The sequence below is a fragment of the Nocardia sp. bgisy134 genome (assembly GCF_965341865.1).
GTDB lineage: Bacteria > Actinomycetota > Actinomycetes > Mycobacteriales > Mycobacteriaceae > Nocardia.
The window spans coordinates 232,546-253,306 of sequence record NZ_CBDQZP010000002.1 but is presented as its reverse complement, the minus strand read 5'-3'; the positions used below and the strand labels follow the sequence as shown (position 1 = coordinate 253,306).

At 68.0% G+C, this 20,761-nt stretch carries 26 protein-coding genes; 8 read left to right on the top strand and 18 right to left on the bottom strand.

The genetic code is table 11. From position 1 onward, the window contains the following. Positions 1–156: 156 nt before the first annotated feature. The 3 genes from ACRWNM_RS05120 (at position 157) to ACRWNM_RS05110 (ending at position 1,975) form a co-directional block, all read left to right on the top strand. Positions 157–351, top strand: coding sequence for a hypothetical protein (locus ACRWNM_RS05120; protein WP_431963993.1), 195 nt, complete (start codon positions 157–159; stop codon positions 349–351). Positions 352–418: 67 nt separating this feature from the next. Next, on the top strand, positions 419–871 hold the full coding sequence (locus ACRWNM_RS05115; protein WP_431963991.1) for a TIGR03667 family PPOX class F420-dependent oxidoreductase: 453 nt from the start codon (positions 419–421) through the stop codon (positions 869–871). A gap of 174 nt (positions 872–1,045) precedes the next feature. Next, positions 1,046–1,975, top strand: a complete 930-nt coding sequence (locus ACRWNM_RS05110; protein WP_431963989.1) for an RluA family pseudouridine synthase — start codon at positions 1,046–1,048, stop codon at positions 1,973–1,975. An 87-nt stretch (positions 1,976–2,062) separates the two neighbouring features. Here ACRWNM_RS05110 and ACRWNM_RS05105 read toward each other — a convergent pair whose 3' ends face one another. Then, on the bottom strand, positions 2,063–2,470 hold the full coding sequence (locus tag ACRWNM_RS05105; protein WP_431963987.1) for a hypothetical protein: 408 nt from the start codon (positions 2,468–2,470) through the stop codon (positions 2,063–2,065). A 221-nt stretch (positions 2,471–2,691) separates the two neighbouring features. On the opposite strand from ACRWNM_RS05105, the gene ACRWNM_RS05100 reads away from it, so the two are divergent. From ACRWNM_RS05100 to ACRWNM_RS05090, 3 genes are all read left to right on the top strand, one after another. Further along, entirely contained in the window at positions 2,692–3,435 is a 744-nt protein-coding gene (locus ACRWNM_RS05100) for a CPBP family intramembrane glutamic endopeptidase (protein ID WP_431963985.1), read from the top strand. 67 nt (positions 3,436–3,502) lie between these two features. Then, positions 3,503–3,898 carry a VOC family protein gene (locus tag ACRWNM_RS05095; protein ID WP_431963983.1) on the top strand — a complete coding sequence of 132 codons (396 nt, stop codon included), beginning with the start codon at positions 3,503–3,505 and terminating at the stop codon, positions 3,896–3,898. Between the two features lie 175 nt (positions 3,899–4,073). Further along, positions 4,074–6,059 (top strand): hypothetical protein, encoded by a 1,986-nt coding sequence (locus tag ACRWNM_RS05090; RefSeq protein WP_431963981.1) that lies wholly within the window; start codon positions 4,074–4,076, stop codon positions 6,057–6,059. Between the two features lie 233 nt (positions 6,060–6,292). On the opposite strand, the gene ACRWNM_RS05085 is transcribed toward ACRWNM_RS05090, so the two are convergent. The 14 genes from ACRWNM_RS05085 to rpsJ form a co-directional block, all read right to left on the bottom strand. Then, positions 6,293–8,440, bottom strand: coding sequence for an MMPL family transporter (locus ACRWNM_RS05085; RefSeq protein ID WP_431963979.1), 2,148 nt, complete (start codon positions 8,438–8,440; stop codon positions 6,293–6,295). Between the two features lie 293 nt (positions 8,441–8,733). Further along, positions 8,734–9,549 carry a phosphatase gene (locus ACRWNM_RS05080; RefSeq protein ID WP_431963977.1) on the bottom strand — a complete coding sequence of 272 codons (816 nt, stop codon included), beginning with the start codon at positions 9,547–9,549 and terminating at the stop codon, positions 8,734–8,736. A gap of 240 nt (positions 9,550–9,789) precedes the next feature. Then, complete coding sequence (locus tag ACRWNM_RS05075; RefSeq protein WP_431963975.1) at positions 9,790–10,260, bottom strand: NUDIX domain-containing protein; 471 nt, start codon at positions 10,258–10,260, stop codon at positions 9,790–9,792. 105 nt (positions 10,261–10,365) lie between these two features. Then, positions 10,366–10,638 (bottom strand): 30S ribosomal protein S17, encoded by a 273-nt coding sequence (gene rpsQ / locus ACRWNM_RS05070; protein ID WP_431963973.1) that lies wholly within the window; start codon positions 10,636–10,638, stop codon positions 10,366–10,368. After that, positions 10,635–10,874 carry a 50S ribosomal protein L29 gene (gene rpmC, locus ACRWNM_RS05065; RefSeq protein ID WP_011207272.1) on the bottom strand — a complete coding sequence of 80 codons (240 nt, stop codon included), beginning with the start codon at positions 10,872–10,874 and terminating at the stop codon, positions 10,635–10,637. Before rpmC ends, rpsQ begins: the two co-directional genes overlap by 4 nt. After that, positions 10,874–11,290 carry a 50S ribosomal protein L16 gene (gene rplP, locus ACRWNM_RS05060; RefSeq protein WP_067785334.1) on the bottom strand — a complete coding sequence of 139 codons (417 nt, stop codon included), beginning with the start codon at positions 11,288–11,290 and terminating at the stop codon, positions 10,874–10,876. The genes rpmC and rplP overlap by 1 nt, the downstream gene beginning before the upstream one ends. Positions 11,291–11,293: 3 nt before the next feature. Continuing rightward, the gene (gene rpsC, locus ACRWNM_RS05055; RefSeq protein WP_431963971.1) at positions 11,294–12,103 is read right to left on the bottom strand and encodes a 30S ribosomal protein S3; all 810 of its coding nucleotides are present in this window, start codon (positions 12,101–12,103) and stop codon (positions 11,294–11,296) included. Continuing rightward, positions 12,104–12,502 carry a 50S ribosomal protein L22 gene (rplV, locus tag ACRWNM_RS05050; protein WP_062983231.1) on the bottom strand — a complete coding sequence of 133 codons (399 nt, stop codon included), beginning with the start codon at positions 12,500–12,502 and terminating at the stop codon, positions 12,104–12,106. Then, positions 12,499–12,780 carry a 30S ribosomal protein S19 gene (gene rpsS, locus ACRWNM_RS05045; RefSeq protein WP_067785343.1) on the bottom strand — a complete coding sequence of 94 codons (282 nt, stop codon included), beginning with the start codon at positions 12,778–12,780 and terminating at the stop codon, positions 12,499–12,501. Before rpsS ends, rplV begins: the two co-directional genes overlap by 4 nt. Positions 12,781–12,795: 15 nt before the next feature. Beyond that, positions 12,796–13,632 (bottom strand): 50S ribosomal protein L2, encoded by an 837-nt coding sequence (gene rplB, locus ACRWNM_RS05040; RefSeq protein WP_067785345.1) that lies wholly within the window; start codon positions 13,630–13,632, stop codon positions 12,796–12,798. A 33-nt stretch (positions 13,633–13,665) separates the two neighbouring features. Then, on the bottom strand, positions 13,666–13,971 hold the full coding sequence (rplW, locus tag ACRWNM_RS05035) for a 50S ribosomal protein L23 (RefSeq protein ID WP_011207266.1): 306 nt from the start codon (positions 13,969–13,971) through the stop codon (positions 13,666–13,668). After that, on the bottom strand, positions 13,968–14,642 hold the full coding sequence (rplD, locus tag ACRWNM_RS05030) for a 50S ribosomal protein L4 (RefSeq protein WP_431963968.1): 675 nt from the start codon (positions 14,640–14,642) through the stop codon (positions 13,968–13,970). The genes rplW and rplD overlap by 4 nt, the downstream gene beginning before the upstream one ends. Then, complete coding sequence (gene rplC, locus ACRWNM_RS05025; protein WP_431963966.1) at positions 14,639–15,304, bottom strand: 50S ribosomal protein L3; 666 nt, start codon at positions 15,302–15,304, stop codon at positions 14,639–14,641. Before rplC ends, rplD begins: the two co-directional genes overlap by 4 nt. 14 nt (positions 15,305–15,318) lie before the next feature. Beyond that, positions 15,319–15,624, bottom strand: a complete 306-nt coding sequence (rpsJ, locus tag ACRWNM_RS05020) for a 30S ribosomal protein S10 (protein WP_003938093.1) — start codon at positions 15,622–15,624, stop codon at positions 15,319–15,321. Between the two features lie 607 nt (positions 15,625–16,231). Here rpsJ and ACRWNM_RS05015 point away from each other — a divergent pair. Beyond that, on the top strand, positions 16,232–16,708 hold the full coding sequence (locus ACRWNM_RS05015) for a hotdog fold domain-containing protein (protein WP_431963964.1): 477 nt from the start codon (positions 16,232–16,234) through the stop codon (positions 16,706–16,708). A 66-nt stretch (positions 16,709–16,774) separates the two neighbouring features. Continuing rightward, a complete protein-coding gene (locus ACRWNM_RS05010) occupies positions 16,775–17,971 on the top strand; it encodes a lycopene cyclase family protein (protein ID WP_431963962.1) in 1,197 nt (398 codons plus the stop codon). Positions 17,972–18,076: 105 nt separating this feature from the next. Here ACRWNM_RS05010 and ACRWNM_RS05005 read toward each other — a convergent pair whose 3' ends face one another. The 3 genes from ACRWNM_RS05005 to ACRWNM_RS04995 are packed head-to-tail and all read right to left on the bottom strand — an operon-like array spanning position 18,077 to position 20,750. Next, a complete protein-coding gene (locus ACRWNM_RS05005) occupies positions 18,077–18,928 on the bottom strand; it encodes an ABC transporter permease (RefSeq protein WP_431963960.1) in 852 nt (283 codons plus the stop codon). Next, positions 18,925–19,749, bottom strand: a complete 825-nt coding sequence (locus ACRWNM_RS05000) for an ABC transporter permease (RefSeq protein ID WP_431963958.1) — start codon at positions 19,747–19,749, stop codon at positions 18,925–18,927. The genes ACRWNM_RS05005 and ACRWNM_RS05000 overlap by 4 nt, the downstream gene beginning before the upstream one ends. Then, complete coding sequence (locus tag ACRWNM_RS04995) at positions 19,746–20,750, bottom strand: ATP-binding cassette domain-containing protein (RefSeq protein WP_431963956.1); 1,005 nt, start codon at positions 20,748–20,750, stop codon at positions 19,746–19,748. The genes ACRWNM_RS05000 and ACRWNM_RS04995 overlap by 4 nt, the downstream gene beginning before the upstream one ends. Positions 20,751–20,761 lie beyond the last annotated feature (11 nt).

The window sequence follows — 20,761 nt, the reverse complement described above, 5'->3', positions numbered from 1 at the left end:
GGCCGACCACCGGTGGCGGCGCGAGTCCGCGGCTTGCCGCTGTCCGACGCCGCGTCGACAGTTGCGTGAACGGCGCTTCGTCTCGGTTCCGAAACACCGGCTCGGGAAGTACTTTTCCCCGATAGCTACCCGTCTCCAGAGTCGGAGGTTGTGGAAATGTTTGTCACGCACATTGTTTCGGCCATTACCGATTGCTACGCCGATCCAGGGGAACTCTCCGCGCCCCAGGCCCACCGCGCGATGCAGATCCATCTGAATTGCTCCGTCGAACTGTGCCGGGTGCGCCGACGAGCGCGGCAGACCCTCGTCGAGACGCGGCGGATGGTGCTCGACGAACGCGCCGAGCCCTGAACTCGCGGTATTCGGACACCTGCGCGCCGACCGGAATCGGGGCGCGGCCGGAGACGTTGACCACAGCATGACCACAACGGCATCCGATCGCCCCGCCGCGCCCGTCGTCGACACCGCCACCGACTTCGGCGCCAAGGTCGCCGAGCGCCTCGGCCGCGAGTCCGTCCTCTGGCTCACCACCGTCGGCCCGTCCGGCACGCCGCAGCCGAACCCCGTGTGGTTCCAGTGGCGCGACGGCGAGTTCCTCCTGTTCAGCCAGCCGGACAAGGCGAAGGTGCGCAATATCGCCCGCAACCCGCGTGTCTCGCTGAATCTCAACAGCAACGCGCACGGCGGCGAGGTGGTGGTACTGACCGGAACGGCGCGCATCGTCGAAGAACGGCCGTCCGACGACGAAATCGCCTCGTACACAGCGAAGTACACCGAGGGCTTGGCGGACATCAAGATGTCGGCGGACGAGTTCTACGCGGAATACTCGGTGCCCATTCGGATTACGCCGGATCGGTTGCGCGGCTTCTGAATTCGGCGACGAGAACCGGCGGGCTGCCGCGACTGCCGGGGTGGCGGCAGCACACCACGCGCGCCGGCCTCGGGGTCGCGCCCTCCTCGCGCCCGACCACCCCGGCCTCGCGACGCCCGAGCTCCGACCGCCCGGTCGCGGCCTGCTGACCTGGGGCGATTAGAGTTGTCGCCGATGAGAAGAAGGCAGCAGCCGCCGCTGCCCAAGCGGTACGGCTTGGACCCGGCCCGGCTGAGACTGCCGGAAACGGGCGAATGGGCGACGATTCGCGACCATCTGGTCGAGCGACTTCCCCGGGTCGCGCCGGAACGGATCGATGAACTGCTGCGCGAGGGCGGGATCGTCGATCTCGACGGGCCCATCGCGCCGGACGCGCCGTATGTCCCCGGCGGAGCAGTGTGGTTCCATCGCGACCTGCCGGACGAAACCGACGTGCCGTTCGACATCACCGTCGTGCACCGCGACGATCACCTGCTGGTTGTGGACAAGCCGCATTTCCTCGCCACCATTCCGCGCGGGCAGCACATCCGGCAGACCGCGCTGGTCCGGCTGCGTCAGGAATTGGATCTGCCCGATCTGGTGCCCGCCCACCGACTCGACCGGGTGACCGCGGGACTGCTGCTGTTCGTCGTCGACCCGGCCCGGCGCGGGGCGTACCAGACGATGTTCCACCGGCGGGCGGTGCGCAAGGAATACGAGGCGATCGCCCCCTACCGCCCCGATCTGGACCTACCGCGCACGGTGCGCAGCCGCATAGTCAAGGAGAAGCAGGTGCTCGCCGCCCAAGAGGTTGCGGGCGAACCCAACGCGGAAACGGTCGTCGACCTGCTCGAACACCGCGACGGACTCGGCCGCTATCGGCTGCGGCCGCTGACCGGGCGGACCCACCAGCTGCGCCTGCACATGAACGGACTCGGCGTGCCGATCCTCGGGGACGACTTCTATCCTCGTCTCACCGACAAGCCGGTGCACGATTTCACCCGGCCGCTACAACTGCTGGCCGCCTCGCTCGAGTTCACCGATCCGGTCACCGGCGCGCCGCGACGATTCGAGACGACGAGAACCCTCCAGGCGTGGACGGACCACGCCGCCTGGGCGTGCTGACGAAGGCGGGCCGGCCGGCGGAACAGGGGTAGCCGGCCGGCCCGAGCGCCCGCGACGATGGCTCTGCCCGTCGCGGGCGCGGCTCTCTCAGGACCCCATCCAGGCCAGGGGTCCGGCGCCGCAGGTGGCGCTGCCGGTGAGGGTGGGCTCGGCCACGTTCACCTTGATCTCGTAGGCCAAGCCCTGAAGCGCGGCCAGCGTGTGGGTGCCCGACTTCTTCGGCTTCCACTGGACGGTCGCCACGCCGTTGACCGGCTTCACCGGACTGCCCGGAATGACCAGCGCGTTGTCGTAGAACCAGACCTCGAACCAGTGATTCACCTTCGCGGTGATCTCATAGGTGCAGCCCGCCTGCGGGTTGCCCGCCGAGACGCTGAGGTCGTCGACCGTCGCGGACGCGTAGGGCGCGGTCAGTATCGCCGCGCAACCCGCCGCGACCAGCGTCGTCAGGCCGACGCCGAGCCGGCGACCGATCCGCCTCTGGGTTCTAGTCATTCGGAAACTCCTCTTCGAGACGCACACCGGGTGCGAACGATCGGACTGTATCGACCGTCCAGTTCCCTACGGGCCAGATTGGCGAAAAAACTGAAACATGTTTCATTCAGATTGGTCACAGGATAGCCTCCGCGAGACCACGCTCGCGGTGAAAATCGGCACCTGTGATCAGGCGCTCAACCAAGGGCGAACCGCGCGGGCCGGACCCTACACTGGGCCGGGTGCGTCAAACGGACCTCGAGGAAGCGGCCCCCACCCACAACAAACTGCATGCCTATATCGATGTAGCGGTCGTGATCGTCGTCCTCGCGGGCACCAACCTGATCGCGCACTTCACCACCGCGTGGGCCAGCATCGTCACCGTTCCGATCGCCGCGATCGTCCTGCTCGCCCTGGTCCGCAGGCGAGGGCTCGGCTGGGCCGAACTCGGACTCTCCCCCAGGCACTGGCGGCGCGGATCGCTGTACGCGCTGGCCGCGGTCGGCATCGTGCTCGCGGCCGTGGCCGTCGGGGCGCTGCTGCCCGCGACGCGCCCGTTCTTCCTCGCCGACCGGTACGCCACCATCTCCGGCGCGCTCATCGCGTCGATGATCGTCATCCCGCTACAGACCGTCATCCCCGAGGAACTCGCCTTCCGCGGCGTGCTGCACGGCACCCTGGATCGCGTCTACGGCGCGCGCGGGGTGTTCGCGGCGGGTTCGCTGCTCTTCGGCCTCTGGCACATCGCCTCGTCCTTCGGCCTGACGACCAGCAACCGCGGGCTCACCGGCTTCCTCGGCGGCGGCCTGGCGGGACAGATCGTCGGCATCCTGCTCGCGGTCGCCGCGACCGCCGCCGCAGGCGTCGTCTTCACCTGGCTGCGCCGCCGCAGCGGCAGCCTGCTCGCACCCATCGCACTGCATTGGTCGGTCAACGGCGCGGGCGCACTCGCCGCCGCGCTCGTCTGGCACACGACCCTGGCCTAGCGTCGGGCCGTCGCTTGGCGCGTCAAGCATCCTTCCCAGTCCACGGCCGCGGCTCTAAGTTCGAGTAGTGCCCCTCGGACATCTCGGCATCAACGTCACGGATCTCGCCGCGGCGCGCGCGTACTACGACGAAATGATGCCGCTCGTCGACTACGAGCGTTTCCTGCTGGACGACACTCAGTTCGCCTACCGGCCCGCCCGCGGCAAAGTCGGGACCTACCTGTTCTTCTATCCGGCCGAACAGCCGGGATATTCGCGCGTGAAACCGGGACTGCAACACCTCGCCTTCATGGTGCGCACGCGCGCCGACGTCGACGCGGTGCATTCCTGGGCGGCCGCGCGCGGCGACGAAATTGTCCATCCGCCACGCGAATTCCCGGAGTATCCGCCGCCCTATTTCGCGACCTTCTGGATCGGGTACGACGGCGTGCTGCTGGAAGCCGTGTGTCATAAGGACGCTTGACCTTCCCCCGAGGCCCGCACTACCGGGGCAGACGCTCGGCACTCTCGCGCACTGCCGCCGTTCGCATTGACCGCGGCGGGCCGTCGGTTTAGTCTCATCGCGTTCACACATATGTTCGAGCACACTTGTCGACGCCGAGAAATCGGCCCGATATCGGCTCCAGGGAAGGCTCGCGATGCCCGACGAACCGTCGACCGGCAATTCCGAGATAGCGGCACTGGCACAACGGGTCGCGACGGCGCGCGGGAAACTGCCGCTGCAGCACGACACCGCATTGGTCGAGGTGCTCTCCGAGGCCGAGATCGCCGCGGAACGTGAACTCGCGGAATGGATTCGGGCCCAACGTCGCGGTCAGCGGCGGCGCGCCGTCGAGGACGAGCTGGCCGCCGAGAAGCTCGACCGTCGCACCGGGGCCGCCATCCGCCGCGCCGAGGAGGACGACGCGCGCTGGCACCGCCGCGCGCTGGCGGCCCGGCGGCGCGTCGCCAACCAGGACGCGCGGCTGGCTCAGCTCTACCGCCGTGCCGAATGGTCCTCGCGGGCGCTGATCGCCGTCGTGATTCTCGGCATGGTGTGGGCGGGCGTGAACGTGCAGCACAACCTCGTCCCGAGCGGCGATATGTCCGATCCGCTGTACTGGCTCAGCTATGGCATCGAGGCGATGATCTCCATCCCGATCATCACCATCATGGTGGTCGCGACGACCGCGGCACGCTGGGGGCGAGAGCTCCCGCGCGGCAAGGTGATCGTCTTCGAGGCGGCGCTGCTCGGCACCACCATCGCGCTGAACACCGGGCCGCACCTGGCCGCGGGCGATCTCGGGCGAGCGGCCGAATTCGCGATCGCGCCGGCGATGGTCGGCGTGGTGATCTGGTTGCACGCCTGGGTCGCGGCGCGGTACGCGCAGCTCATCGACAGCGTGCCGATCGTGGACGACACCGCCGTGCCGAAGTTGCGCGGGGCGTACGGGTCCGCGGACACGAGGCAGTGGGATACCGCCGGGCTGGTCGTGGATTCGACCGGTGGACCGAGCGCGATCGCGGCGACGGACATCGATGCCACGTCCGCCTCCCGGACGGACGGCGTCGAACCGCGACCGCTCCAGAACACTCGGCCGACTTCCGTGGAATCCGCCGCCGACGCGGAGAAGCAGCCGCTCGACGGTCGCCACGCCGGAGCCACTCCCGCAGGAACTTCGACTTCCGAGGACGCAGGCACTTCCACCGCCGAGAACACCTCCGCTTCCGAGGACGCAGGCACGTTCACTTCCGAGGACACCTCCGCTTCCGCCGACGAGGAGTCCGGACCGGACGCGGCTACGGCTCGCGGTTCGATGACCGGGCTGTCGTATTTGGTTCCGCTCTCGTTGCTCACCGGCGGGCTCGCCGAAGAGGACGACGCCCCGCGGACGCCGCGACGCAACGGATCGTCCAACGGCCGCTCGGCCCATACCGCCGACGACGCCGCCGCGCAGCCGCTCCACATCGCGCAGACCAGGCTCCGGCCGGTCAACGGCAACGGCCGGACCACGCCGTCGATGTGGGCCGGATCCCATGCCCTGCAAACCATTTCGTACCCGCAGCCCGAGGACGCCGAAGCGGCCGAACCCGTGAACACGACCGACGCCGTCGAGCTCGCCGAGTTCCAGGCGATCCGCGGCGGCAAGTCGGCGCCCGCCCGCGACGAGGAAGCGGTGGAGGACGAGGGCAAACCAGCCACCGACCCCGAACCGGCTGAAGACCGAACCACTCGGCAACACACCGATTCCGGCTCGAAGTCCGACGACTCGACCCCACGCGTGCGCGCCGAGGCCGCTGCCGAACAGCTCACCTTGGAGCCCGAGCCGGAACCGTTGCGTCCGCGCAGCACCGAGATCATCCTCGCCACCCAGCGCGCCATCGCCGAGGAGGACGCCGAGGACGACGATCTCGACCAGGAACCGGACAGCGCCGAGGACGAGGTCCGCCTGGTCGCGCGGAACATCGCCGAGCAGGGCCTCTCCAAGCTGCCGGTCGAGCAGATCGCCGACATTCTCACCCTCGCCGACCAGGCCTGGTCCAGCGCAGGCATCGCCAAGGAGGTGGGCGTGTCCGGCTCCGCCGTGGCTCGCGTCATCGACGCCGCCCACAAGGTCCGCCGCCCGTACGCGACCAGCAGCTGAACCCGTTGCCGCGCAGCGAGATCTGAGGCACACCCCGGCCTACGATGGGGCTCGACACGGGGCGGGAGGATTGCGTGAACGCTGCGTCGATCACCCACCGAACGCCGAAAGGGCTGTTCGTCGAATAACTTTCGACGAAACAGCCCGATCGAATCACGGTTCAGCTCTGCCAGCCCCCGGCGGCAGACCTACCACGCGCCGCCTCCACTCGCCCGGCGTCAGCGGACGTCGTGTCAGTACGTGGCACGCGCGTAATCCACTTCGCTAGAACCACTTTCGGCCGACTTCGGTGCGCGATCACCGTGCCCCGGCCACCAGGCGCGATGACCGAGGAGGGCGGTGATCGCCGGGGTGAAGAACATCGCCATGACGAAGGCGGCGATGCCGATGCCGACCGAGATCGCGAAGCCCATCTGGGAGAGCGTGCTGTTGCCCGCCAGCATCATCGAGGCGAAGGTGCCCGCCAGGATGACGCCCGCCGCGGCGACCGTCGGGCCGGTGTGGCGGACGCTCAGCGCCGCCGCCTCGCGCGGGTCGCGGCCCTCCCGGGTTTCCTCGCGCAATCGGGCGATCATCAGGATGTTGTAGTCGGTGCCGAGTGCGACGACGAACAGGTACATGATCACCGGCAGCGTGAAGATCAGGCCGGAAGCGCCCTGGATGTGCTGGAAGACCAGCACCGTGGCACCCAGGGTCGCGGCGAAGCCGAGGAAGACCGAGGCCATCAGATACCACGGCGCGACCAGGCTGCGCAGCAGCAGGGCGAGCACGAGCATGATCAGGATCGCCGCCACCGGGAACACGATCGCGTAGTCGCGGTTCATGGCGTCCTGGAAGTCGACGAACACCGCGGTGATGCCGCCGACCGCCACCGTCGCGCCCGCGGGCGCCGCGTCGTGCGCCGCCGTGCGCAACGGTCCGCGGACCGTGTCCAGCGCGGCATCGGATTCCGGCGCGTCGGCGAGGGTCACCTGGAAGTTCGCGATGGTTCCGTCGGCCGACACCATCGGTCCGCCGACCGCGCCCACCCCGGGCACCTGGGCGAGCGCCGCCCGGTAGCCCTGCAACTGATCGGGAGTCAACTGCCCGTCCGGCGCGTGCAGCAGCACGTCCGACGGCTGGGTCGCGCCCGCGGGCATGCCCTTCAGCAATTCCTTGTTGTAGACCACGGATTCGGAAGCGTCGGAGGTCGAGCCCGAGCCGAGATCGAAGGTGGGGTTGAACCCGACGGCGAAGACGCTCAACGCCACCAGCACACCACCGGAGACGACGGCGAAGACGCCGGGCCGCTTACCCATCGCCCTGCCGATCGCGGCGAACCGCGCGCCCTTCGGCTCCACCCGCCACGCCTTGGACGGCCAGAACACCTTGGTGCCGAGCAGGGAGACGATCGCGGGCACCAAGGTGAGTCCCGCCACCAGCGCCACCGCGACCGCGATCGCCAGCGCGGGCCCGAGCGCACGGAACATGCCCAGGCTGGAGAGCGTCAGCGCCATGAAGGCGATGATCACCGCGCCCGCCGCCGAGGTGATGGCCTCGCCGACACGGGTGACGGCGCTGACCATCGCGGTCTTGGGATCCTCGCCCGCGCGCAGTCGTTCCCGGTACCGGAACATCAGGAACAGGATGTAGTCGGTGCCGACGCCGAACAGCACGACCACGAGGATGGAGTTGACCGAGGCGTCCATCTCCAGATCGAAGGCGTTGGCCGCCATGGCGATCAGGCTGCCCACCATGCTGGAGACACCGCCGATCACCACCACGGGAAGCAGCGCGATCACCGGACTGCGAAAGATGATCAGAAGCAGCGCCAAGATCAGCACGATCGTCGCCGCGCCGACGATGGCCAAGCCCCGCTCGCCGGACTCGGTCTGGTCGAGCGTCTGCGCGACGGCGCCGGTGATGCCCGCCTTCAGATCGGTGTCGCGCACCTGCTCTTTCAGGCTGTCGCGCAGGCTCTTCACCGCGTCGCCCTGGGTCTTGTCGGAGGCGCTGGTGACCTTGGTCATCTGCACCGCGATGACCTGGATCAGCCGGTTGTCCGAGGGCGGCGTCGCCTGAATTCCGGTGACGCCCTCGATGTTCTCACCGCCGAGCGCCGTGGCGGCGGCGGCCACCGCTGCCGAGTCGTTCTCGGTGAGCGCGGCGCCGTCCTCGCGGGCGAAGACGATCAGCGCCGCGGGCGGGGAATTCTGCGGAAATGCCTTCTCCTGCAACTCCATCGCCTTGATCGACTCGTAATGCGAGGGCAAGAAGCGGGATTGGTCGGTGGTCGAGGTGAATTCCGGGGCGGAAGCCACCAGCGCGATGGCGGCGATCAGCCACACGCCGATCACCTTCCACGGGTGGTGGACGACGAGACGCCCGAGTCGGCCGAACATGAAGGTCCTTTCGTTGGCCTGGATCGGCTCAGCTGTCGAGGTCTTGGGAGGGTCCGTGCTGCTGATGGTTGGTCATGATTTCCCCGCTTTCATTCGTGAATGCGCATACAGGCATGCATCAGCTAGCGGCGGGCCCTCATTCGGTCCGTCGTAGTCGGGCGCTGTGCGGTTGTGGATGACGTCGTGCGCGTTCACCCGCACTCTGTCTCGACACACTATAAGTAGATGTATACGTATAGCGCAAGAGCGCCGCTATCGGCCGCGATAGGCGAACGAGCAGAGTGAAATGGTGGCTAACTCAGGCGGCGTGGTGGCTTGGTGAGTTGCGCGCGGTGCAGGAGGTACGCCGTGAGCGGCTCGTAGACGTGGGGGTCGAGGCCGTCGTCGAGGGGGACGGTGACCGCGATCTTGCCCTCGTCGAGACCGGCGAAGAGCGCCGGATCGTTGCAGTCGGCGAAGCCGACGGTGTCGATGCCCGCTTCCCCCGCCGCGCCCGCCCAGCCGTGATCGGCGACGACCAGGCGTGGGAGTTCGCCGTCCAGACTCGCGAGCGCGGCCCGCATCGGCTCGGGATCGTGCGTGTGCCGCCACCGTCCGTCGGTGCCGATCAGTGCGGCGACGCCTGAGGCATAAGCGATTTCGCGATGCGGGGCCGGCTCCCAGAGCCGGGATTCGTACGACCAGCCCGCCGCGGGCGTGAGCACGGCGCACCCGGCGGCGCGCAGCGCATCCTCGATCGCGCGGTACACGCCGAGCAGCGTCGCCGGATGTCCGGTCGCCAGCAGCACCGTCGCACCCTCGGCCGCCGCGGCGCCGATGCGCTCCCCCATCGCGTCGAGCGCGTCGAGCGTGAGATCCGGATCGATGGTGTCGACGCCGTGGGTGTGTTCCGGATTCGGATCGACACCGCACAGCCGCGCCATCATCGCCAGCGTCTCGTCGAACGACCAATCGCGCAGGCGCAATCCGAACTGATACCGCGGATCTTTGGCCACCATCCGCCCGTAATGCCGCAGATTCCCCTCCCGCGGCGTCGCCACTTCCCCGGCGATTCCGCTGCGCACCAGTTGCTCCCGCAACTCCGCTCGCGACACCCGCTCCGATCCCATCGCACCCCTCCGAACTGGTTCGGCCCCATGTCCGGCGCGGTCCGATATCCACCGGCCGACTCGCCACTCGACGCAACGGCCGATCACCGAGTACGTTACCCGCGGTAATCAGCCTTCTGACAGGTTCCGGCGGGGAACACCACCACCTCAACCCGCGGAATGACATCCGAGCCCGGCGCATCCGACCTTCGGAATACGGCCCCGAGTTCCTGGTGCCCCGGCAGACCCAGCAGTGCCCCGCTAGTTCGCGTTCGCTACCAGCTCGCCGTGCTCCAAATAGCGGGTGCGCCCGGCACACTTGGCAATGTGCGCATGGCGTACGCGGCGGGCCAGCCGGGGAACGACGTAGTCGTCGAGCGTGTCGAGCCCGACCCAGCACCAGTCGTCCAGCTCCTCGGCCTGAAGCTCGATCGCCTTTTCGTCGGCGCCCAACTCCCCGCCGTCGAACACGTACAGGATCTTGTCCCCTTCCCCCGGGTACGGCGCCCAGTCGTGGACGAGCAACCGACCGGGCGTCCGATCGATCCCCAACTCCTCGCGCACCTCCCGACGACACGCCGCCGCGGGCGACTCCCCGTCCTCGACGAGCCCGCCCGGCAGATCCCACCCATTGCCATAGATCTTGTGCACCAGCAATATCCGCTCACCGCGCGCGAACAGCGCACCTGCCGCAAGTCGCGGGCGCGCCAGCCCGTCCTCGACGTCGGTCACCCCAACCACCTCGCTTCGGTGTGATCATCCTATCCCGAAGACGGCGAAGGCCCGCTTCCCGAACGGGGAAGCGGGCCTTCGAGATTCAAGCCGCGGAGCGGGGAATTACTTCGCCTTCTCCAGGACCTCGACCAGACGCCAGCGCTTGGTGGCCGACAGCGGGCGGGTCTCCATCAGCTGAACGCGGTCGCCGATGCCGGCGATCTCGTTCTCGTCGTGGGCCTTGACCTTCGAGGTGGTACGGATGATCTTGCCGTAGAGCGGGTGCTTCACCCGGTCCTCCAGCTCGACCACGATCGTCTTGTTCATCTTGTCCGAGACGACGTAGCCGATCCGCACCTTACGACGGCCGCGCTCCTGAGTGGTGTTCTCGCTCATGCCGCATCTCCCTTACCTGCGGGTCCGGTGGCCAGACCGAGCTCACGCTCACGCATGACCGTGTAGATGCGCGCAATCTCGTGACGAACGACGCGCAGACGACGGTTGTTGTCCAGCTGACCCGTCGCCATCTGGAAGCGCAGGTTGAACAGCTCTTCCTTCGACTCACGCAGGCGGGAGACGAGTTCCTCTTCGGTGAGCTCGCGGAGCTCTGCGGCCGGTGTACCAGTTGCCATCAGAACTGCTCCTCCCTGGTCACGATCCTGCACTTCATCGGGAGCTTGTGCATCGCGCGGCGCAGCGCCTCGCGAGCGATCTCCTCGTTCGGGTACGACATTTCGAACATCACGCGGCCGGGCTTGACGTTCGCGACCCACCACTCCGGCGAACCCTTACCGGAACCCATGCGGGTCTCGGCAGGCTTCTTGGTCAGCGGGCGATCCGGGTAGATGTTGATCCAGATCTTGCCGCCACGGCGGATGTGGCGAGTCATCGCGATACGCGCCGACTCGATCTGCCGGTTGGTGACGTAGGCAGGCTCGAGCGCCTGGATACCGAAGTCACCGAAGGCCACCGACGTACCGCCCTTGGCCATGCCCGAACGGCTCGGGTGGTGCTGCTTGCGGTGCTTGACCTTGCGAGGCATCAGCATGCGTCAGCCCTCCTGCTTCTCTGCCGGGGCGTCAGCCACCGCAGTGGCGGCGGAGCGCCCGGCCTCGGTGCTGCCGGTCGCGGTGGTGCCGGTGGAACCGGACCGACGCGGGCGGCTCGGCCGCTCCCGGCGCGGACGATCGCGATCGCCCGCCGGAGCGCTCGCGGCGGTCAGCTCACGCTTGCCACCGACGATGTCGCCCTTGTAGATCCAGACCTTCACGCCGATGCGACCGAAGGTGGTCTTGGCCTCGTAGAGGCCGTAGTCGATGTCGGCGCGCAGCGTGTGCAGCGGCACCCGACCCTCACGGTAGAACTCCGAGCGCGACATTTCGGCGCCGCCGAGGCGGCCCGAGCACTGCACACGGATGCCCTTGACGTTCGGCGAACGCATGGCCGACTGGATGGCCTTGCGCATCGCGCGACGGAACGCCACACGGTTGGACAGCTGCTCGGCCACACCCTGGGCAACCAGCTGCGCGTCCGACTCGGGGTTCTTGACCTCGAGGATGTTCAGCTGAACCTGCTTACCGGTGAGCTTCTCCAGCTCGGCACGGATGCGGTCGGCTTCCGCGCCGCGGCGGCCGATCACGATGCCCGGACGCGCGGTGTGGATGTCCACACGCACGCGGTCACGGGTGCGCTCGATCTCGACCTTCGAGATGCCCGCCCGCTCCATGCCGTTGGCCAGCAGCCGACGGATGGCGACGTCTTCCTTCACGTAGTCCGCGTACTGCTTGTCCGCGTACCAACGCGACTTCCAGTCGGTGGTGATACCGAGGCGGAAGCCATGGGGGTTGATCTTCTGTCCCATTTACTTTGCCCCTCCCTTCCGGCGGCTGCGAGCAGCACCGGCGGTGGGCACGCTCTCGACCTCGATGGTGATGTGGCTGGTGCGCTTGCGGATCCGGAACGCGCGGCCCTGGGCGCGCGGCTGGAAACGCTTCATGGTGGCGCCCTCGTCGACGTACGCCGTCGAGATGACCAGCGTGGCCGGGTTCAGGCCGAGGTTGTTCTCGGCGTTGGCCGCGGCGCTGGCGACGACCTTGGCGACCGGCTCGCTCGCGGCCTGCGGCGCGAACTTCAGGATCGCGAGAGCGTCCTCGACCCGCTTGCCGCGGACCAGGTCCACGACACGACGAGCCTTCATCGGGGTGACGCGCACGTGCTTGGCGGTCGCCCGGGCAGTGGGGTTCTGAGTCTCAGTCGTCATCGCCGCTTGCTCTTCCGGTCTTCCTTGACGTGGCTCTTGAACGTCCTGGTCGGCGCGAACTCACCGAGCTTGTGCCCGACCATGGACTCCGAGACGAACACGGGGACGTGCTTGCGGCCGTCGTGCACCGCAAAGGTGTGCCCGATGAAATCCGGGATGATGGTCGAACGACGCGACCAGGTCTTGATGACCTGCTTCGTGCCCTTCTCGTTCTGCACGTCCACCTTCGCGAGGAGGTGGTCGTCGACGAACGGGCCCTTCTTGAGGCTGCGTGGCATTTCTTACCTCCTCCTTCAGCGCTTCTTGCCGGTCTTGCGACGGCGGACGATGAGCTTGTCGCTCGGACGGTTGGGCTTGCGGGTGCGGCCTTCCGGCTGACCCCACGGCGAGACCGGGTGGCGACCACCGGAGGTCTTGCCCTCACCACCACCGTGCGGGTGGTCGACGGGGTTCATGACGACACCACGGACCGTGGGGCGACGGCCCTTCCAGCGCATGCGGCCTGCCTTGCCCCAGTTGATGTTCGACTGCTCGGCGTTGCCGACCTCGCCGACGGTGGCGCGGCAGCGCACGTCGACGCGACGGATTTCGCCGGAGGGCATACGCAGCGTGGCGTAGGGGCCTTCCTTACCGAGCAGCTGGATGCTCATGCCCGCGGAACGGGCCAGCTTGGCGCCGCCGCCCGGACGCAGCTCCACCGCGTGGATGGTGGTACCGGTCGGGATGTTGCGCAGCGGCAGGTTGTTGCCCGGCTTGATGTCGGCCGTCGGGCCGGACTCGATCGGGGTGCCCTGCTGGATACCCTTCGGCGCGATGATGTAGCGCTTCTCGCCGTCCACGTAGTGGAGCAGCGCGATGTTGGCGGTCCGGTTCGGGTCGTACTCGATGTGCGCGACCTTGGCCGGGATGCCGTCCTTGTCCAGGCGACGGAAGTCGATCAGACGGTAGGCCCGCTTGTGCCCGCCACCGCGGTGGCGAGTGGTGATGCGGCCGTGCGCGTTACGACCGCCGGTCTTGGTCAGCGGACGCAGCAGCGACTTCTCCGGGGTGGACCGGGTGATCTCGGCGAAGTCGGAGACGGACGACCCGCGCCTACCGGGGGTAGTCGGCTTGTACTTGCGAATTGCCATGAGTTCTTCTCTACTTTCTGGATTCCCGCTCGCTTACGCGACCGGGCCTCCGAAGATCTCGATGGGCTTGCTGTCGGCCGAGATGGTCACGAGCGCACGCTTGGTGTTCTTGCGCTTGCCGTAACCGAAGCGGGTCCGCTTGCGCTTGCCCTGACGGTTGGCGGTGTTGACGCTGGTGACCTTCACACCGAAGACCTTCTCGACGGCGATCTTGATCTGCGTCTTGTTGGAGTCCGGGTGCACCAGGAAGGTGTAGGTGCCTTCCTCGATCAGTCCGTAGGACTTCTCCGAGATGACCGGCGCCAGCAGGATGTCGCGGGGGTCGGCGATGGTGGTCACTTGCTCTCCTCCTGTGCCGCCTCGGCGGGACCGTGAACGAAAGCGTTCAGGGCCTCGACGCTGAACACCACGTCGTCGCTGTTGAGGACGTCGTAGGTGTTGAGCTGATCCGGGGCGATCGGCTGCACGTTCTGCAGGTTCGCCACGCTCTTCCACGCGGCGATGTCCTCGCGGCCGACGACGACCAGGAACTTCTTGCGGTCCGACAGCTCGGCCAGGAAGCTCTTGGCGGTCTTGGTCGACGGGGACTGACCCGCGACCAGTTCGGTGATCACGTGGATGCGCTCGTTGCGGGCCCGGTCCGACAGGGCGCCACGCAGGGCGGCGGCCTTCATCTTCTTCGGGGTGCGCTGGCTGTAGTCGCGCGGCTGCGGGCCGTGCACGGTGCCACCGCCCGCGAACTGCGGCGCGCGGGTCGAACCCTGGCGGGCGCGACCGGTGCCCTTCTGGCGGTACGGCTTCTTGCCACCACCGGAGACCTCGCCGCGAGTCTTGGTCGCGTGGGTGCCCTGACGGGCCGCGGCCAGCTGCGCGACGACCACCTGGTGCATCAGCGCGATGTTGGCGGTCACGTCGAAGATCTCCGCGGGGAGCTCGACGGTGCCGTTGGTCTTGCCACCGATCTCTTTGACCGGCAGCGTCAGGTTGGCCTTCTTCTCGAGGCTGGTCATGCGTGCGCACCACCCTTCACGGCGCTCTTGACGATCACGACGCCGCCCTTGCGACCCGGGATCGCACCCTTGATCAGGAGCAGGCCGTTCTCGGCGTCCACCTTGTGAACCGACAGGTTCTGGGTGGTGACGCGGTCGTTACCCATCCGGCCCGACATGCGCATGCCCTTGAACACGCGGCCGGGGGTGGCGCAGCCACCGATGGAACCCGGGCGGCGGTGCACGGCCTGCGCACCGTGCGAGGCACCCTGACCACGGAAGCCGTGGCGCTTCATGGTGCCCGCGAAGCCCTTGCCCTTGCTGGTGCCGGTGACGTCGACGTAGCTGCCCTCTTCGAACACGTCGGCGCTGATCTCCTGGCCGACCTCGAAGGTGGACGCGTCCTCGACCCGGATCTCGGCGACGTGGCGGCGCGGGGTGACGCCCGCCTTGGCGAACTGGCCGGAGACCGGCTTGTTCACCTTGCGGGGGTCGATGGCGCCGAAGGCGACCTGGACGGCGCTGTAGCCGTCGCGCTCCACCGTGCGGATCTGGGTGACCACGTTCGGGCCCGCCTTGATGACGGTGACCGGAACGACGCGGTTCTTCTCGTCGAAGACCTGGGTCATGCCGAGCTTGGTGCCCAGGATGCCGGCCGCGGGCCGGTTCTTGTTGTCAGTCATGTCTCGAGTCCCCGTCACTGAATGTTGACGTCGACGCTGGCCGGCAGATCGATGCGCATGAGCGCGTCGACCGTCTTCGGCGTCGGGTCGAGGATGTCGATGAGGCGCTTGTGCGTACGCATCTCGAAGTGTTCGCGCGAGTCCTTGTACTTGTGCGGCGAACGGATGACGCAGTACACGTTCTTCTCGGTCGGCAACGGCACCGGGCCCACGACACGGGCCCCGGTGCGGGTCACCGTCTCCACGATCTTGCGCGCAGACGCATCGATCGCCTCGTGGTCATAGGCCTTGAGCCTGATGCGGATCTTTTGTCCCGCCACGCTAAGTGTCCTTTTCTCCGCTTTCCTTCGTGATCCGGAAGCCGGGCTTCCGCACCACCCTCATTTGCACAGCCCGAACACACGAAGACGTCCCAGCTCGAGTGGGTCAGGCCCGGAGGGGGAAGCTTGCGTAACCGCAGGGCTCCCGCTCGGGCAAGATCCGGCTCAGTGGAGACCGCGACCGGGCACGCCCGATCCTCGCCGCTGTTCATCTGTCATGGTTCTCCGGTCCACGCGGTCGGGCGTGTCGCCCTACCGCTTATTCCTCGGCCCGGATCGAAAACTTCATCTCAGGCTCGGAACAACGTCCCGGACGTGCTCACACCGAAACTCGATGAAGCACACAAGTGGGTACTGCTCGCCTCGCCGGTCACGACCCGTCTCACTGGGAAACAGCCACGACCCCGCGCAAGGCAACCCGAACAGTATGCCCGAGACCCCCAACCCACTTCAAATCGCCCCCGGTGTCGCCCCGATCACCCCCGCGAGGGGGCCGACTTCGCACGTCTTTCGCACGCCACGCAGAGGTTACAGCCCCTGCGAGGTGTGCGAAGACTCCGCGGAGAGCCCATGGAGTACAGAACTTACTTTTGAGTAAGATAGCGGTATGACGAAAGAGACCGCAACGCTGCGCGGGTGGAAGAAGCTGCCGGACAACCGGCTGGGACATGCGCTGTTCTCGCTGGGCATGGTGGCCAGGGTGCCGTACTTCGGCACGGTGCTGCCCAGCGTCGTGCGGCTGGAGCCGGGACTGTGCGAGGTGACCTCGCCGAAGTGGTTCGGCATCCACAACCACCTGGGCACCTTCCACGCCATCGCGGCGTGCAATCTGGCCGAGGTCGCCATGGGCATGCTCAGCGAGGCCACGGTGCCGACCACGCACCGCTGGATTCCCAAGGCGATGAACGTGCAGTACCTGGCCAAGGCCGAGACCGGATTGCGCGCGGTGGCGAAGCTGCCGGAGATCCCGGACTTCACGCAGATCACCGAGGGCCGGGACCTGGTGGTGCCGGTGTCGATCTACGACAAGCACGGCCTCGAGGTCGTCCACGCCGACATCACCACCTGGGTCACGCCGCGTTAGTGGACTTGGACACCAGAGGCCCGTGGTTGGTTGCACCGGGGTGACAGCAGCGGATTGAATGCGGATATGAGTGACGGTGCGGTCCCGGCGGCCGATCTGTGCGTCGTCGGGCTCGGCCCGACCGGACGGGCGCTGGCCCATCGGGCGATGCGGGCGGGGTTGCGGGTGATCGCGATCGACCCGCGGCCGCAGCGGCTCTGGCCGCCCACTTTTTCCTGCTGGGCCGACGAGCTGCCGGAGTGGCTGCCGCCCGGCGCGATCGGATCGCGCATCGAGGCGCCGACGGTGTGGACGAAGACCGAGCACCGTATTCGCCGTCCCTACTGCGTGCTGTCCAAGCAGGGTCTGCACGACGCGCTGTCTCTCGACGACGCGGAGGTGATCGCCGGGCGCGCCACCCGCGTCGACGCGCACGAGGTCGAACTGGCCGACGGCACGGTATTGCAGGCCGCCACGGTGTTCGACACCCGCGGCCTGCCCACGCTCGGGCAGCGCAGGGCGGCCAGCGCGCACGGCATCTTCGTCGACGAGGAGACCGCGGCGCCGATGGTCAGCGCAGGCGAGGGGCTGCTGCTGGACTGGCGGCCGGAGAACGGCGCGGGCCCGGACGAGCCGCCGTCGTTCCTCTACGCGGTCCCGGTCGGGGACGGCACGGTGATCTTCGAGGAGACCAGCCTCGGCCTGCGCGGCGGCATGCCGCAACACGAGCTGCGCAAGCGGACATTGAATCGGCTTGCCGCCCATGGCATTCGGCTCACCGGCGAGGAACCCAACGAGGCCGCCCACTATCCGATCGACCAGCCGCCGCCGAAGAAGGGCGTCGCGCGGGCGGTTCCGTTCGGATCGCGCGGCGGCATGATGCACCCGTGTACCGGCTACAGCGTGGCGGATTCGCTCGCCTTGGTCGACACGGCGGTCGACGCGCTGCGCACCGGCCGCGACCCTATCGACGCGCTGTGGCCGTGGCGGGCGCGGCTGGTCTATTGGATGCGCATGCGCGGACTGTGGGGCCTCGGCAGGCTGACCACCGAGCAGTCGATCGCGATGTTCGAAGCCTTCTTCACCGAATCCGAGCGCGGGCAGCGCGCGCTGCTTTCCGCGCACGACGACTACGCCGCGCTGGGCGCGGTGCTGTTCAACACCGTCGCGCACACCTGGCCGTTCCGCTGGCGCTACGACCTGGTCGGCTGGACGAACCGCAACCGCTGGGCCGGTTACGAGTTCAGTCGGCCGCGCGAGCCGATGACCACCGAGATCGAGTAGCCGCGGGATCGGACAACGGCCGAGCCCTCGGTCCGCGCATCACGGGTCGCGCGAAACAGGACGGCGGGCCGACGATCCACGTCGACCCGCCGAGCCGATTGCCGATCAGGCGGTTTCGGCCGCCCTGCGGTAACCGCGAACCGCCGGCCAGGCGAACACGACGATCAGGCCGACGGTCCAGGCGATCGTCTTCAGCAGCGGCTCCGCGACCGGACCGCCCGCGGAGAGCCCGCGCATCGCGTCGATGGCGGTGCTCATCGGCTGGTTGCCGACCACGTCTTGCAGCCAGGTCGGGTAGGCGAACACCGGGACGAATCCGGTGTTGAAGAACATCAGCAGCGTGTTCACGATCGTGATCAGGCTGACCAGCAGCACGCCCTCGGTGAGCGTCGCGAGCGCCGTGCACAGCACCGCGAAACCGATGCCGAACAGCACCGGGATGCCGATCAGCGCCAGCGCCGCCAGCGGTCCCTGGTTGAAGCGGAAGCCGAGCGCCATGCCGACCAGGATCACGAACAGCGTCGTGATCAGCACGCGCACCGCCTCGGCGAGCAACCGTCCCGACAGGCTCGCCGCGCGGTTCATCGGCATGGTCCAGAACCGGCTCAGCAGGCCGGTGGCCTTCTCCACCTTGAAACCGAGCGCGCTCACCACCGCGCCGGACATGGCCGCCACCAGAGTGATCAGCGGAACCTGGCCGTAGATGGCGTCCATGCCGGTGTTCCTGGTGATCGTCCCGCCGAGCACGACGTCGAACATCAGCAGGGTGAGCGCCGGATAGATCAGCGTCTGGATGGTGGTGGCGGGATCGCGCATCCAGCCGATCAGCAGTCGCTTGCACTGCAACAGGCTGTGCTGCGCCCAGGTGCCGATCGCGTGCTCCGAGCGCGCGGCCACGGTCGGCAGCGGCGCGAATTCCGCGCCCTTCTCCTCGGACTCCGTCGTCTGCACGTTCATGACCGCCTCACACTCGCCCACACCGCGAACGGCGTGAACACCACCGTCAACCCGATCAGCCACGCCAGCGGCACCCACAACACGCCCCAGCTCACCCCGTCGCCCGCCATGTCGCGCAGCGCGAAGGAGAACTGCGAGATGGGCTGGTTGCGCACGAACGGCTGGATCCACTCCGGGAAGCTGCTCTCCGGCACGAACCCGCAGGACAGCATGCCGAAGATCAGCGTCGGCAGGGTGAGCGCCTGGCTGAGCTGCTCCGGGCTCTTGGTGAGGCTGCCGAGACCGTCCGCGCCGATCGCGAGCACGGTGCCGATGGCCAGCGAGAACGCGCAGAACAGCACGGCCTGGCCGAACCCGGCGCTGAACTCGAAACCGATCATGTACCCGAAGAGCAGCGCGCCGGTCAGCGAGGTGACCGAACGGACCAGGCCCGCGCAGATCCGCGAGGTGAGCGGTACCAAGGTGCCGATCGGCATGGTCTGGAGGCGGGTGCTCAGGCCGGTCATCGCCTCGAACGCGGCGAGCTGCGCGTTGGACAGCATGGTGAACGCCATGGTCTGCAACACGATGATCGGCATGACGAACTGCGCGTAGTCGATGCCCTGGAGCTTCATGACGAAGCGCAGCGGCAGATAGAAGCCGAGGGTGAACACCAGCGGCGTCACGAAGGCGACGATCAGCTCGCCCTTGGTGGCCATGGTCTTCACCACGCGCCCGGTCAGCGCCTGCCACTGCGCGAACGAGGACGGACGGGCGACTGGTAGCTCGGCGAAGAGTTCGGCCGCCTCGGTGGTGGCCGGTTCGGTGGCGCTGGCGGTCACGAGTGACCGCCCGTGTGGCCGGTGAGGGAAAGGAAGACGTCGTCGAGCGAGGGCCTGCGCAACGCGATGTCGGCCAGCGCGACACCCGCGCTGTCGAGCCTGCGGAGCGCCTCCGACAGTGTGGTCGCGCCGTTCGGAGCCGGGAAGGAGAGCCGGTCGGCGCCGTCGAGTTCGGCGGTGACGGCGGCGGGCACCAGATCGCCCAGCGCGTACGCGGCGGTCAGCACCTTCTTCGGGTCGAGCGGGACCACCTCGCAGTAGCTGCCGCCGGTCTTCTCCTTGAGTTCCTCGGCGGTGCCTTCGGCGATCACCGTGCCCTTGTCGATGACGATGATGTTGTCGCTGAGCACGTCGGCTTCCTCGAGGTACTGCGTGGTCAACAGCACCGTGATGCCCTGGTCCTTGAGCACGTTCACCAGATCCCAGACGCCTTGGCGGCTGCGCGGATCCAGACCGGTGGTCGGCTCGTCGAGGAACACCACCTCGGGGCGCACGACCAGACCGCAGGCGATGTCGACGCGGCGGCGCATGCCGCCGGAGTAATTGCGCACCGCGCGCTTGCCCGCGCTCACCAGGTCGAACTCCTCGAGCAGGGTGTCGGCGCGCTTGCGTGCCGCGGACCTGCCCAAGCCCATCAGCCTGCCGAACAGTTCGAGGTTCTCGCGGCCGGACAGGTTCTCGTCCAGCGCGGCGTACTGGCCGGTCATCATGATCGAGCGCCGCACCCCCGCCGGGTCCTCGCACACGTCGTGGCCCGCGACGACGGCGGTGCCCGAGTCCGGGCGCAGCAACGTGGACAGGATCTTGACCGTGGTGGTCTTGCCCGCGCCGTTGGGGCCGAGAATGCCGAGCACACTCGCCTTCTCGACGGTGAAGCTGATCCCTTGCAGTGCGTGCACGTCGCCGAACGACTTGCGGACGTCCTCGACGCGGACCGCTGGATCGCGCTGGGTCGAATCTGGCTGGCGCGCCGGCGATTCTGCTGGGTTCAAGCTCGGCATCAACTCTCCAC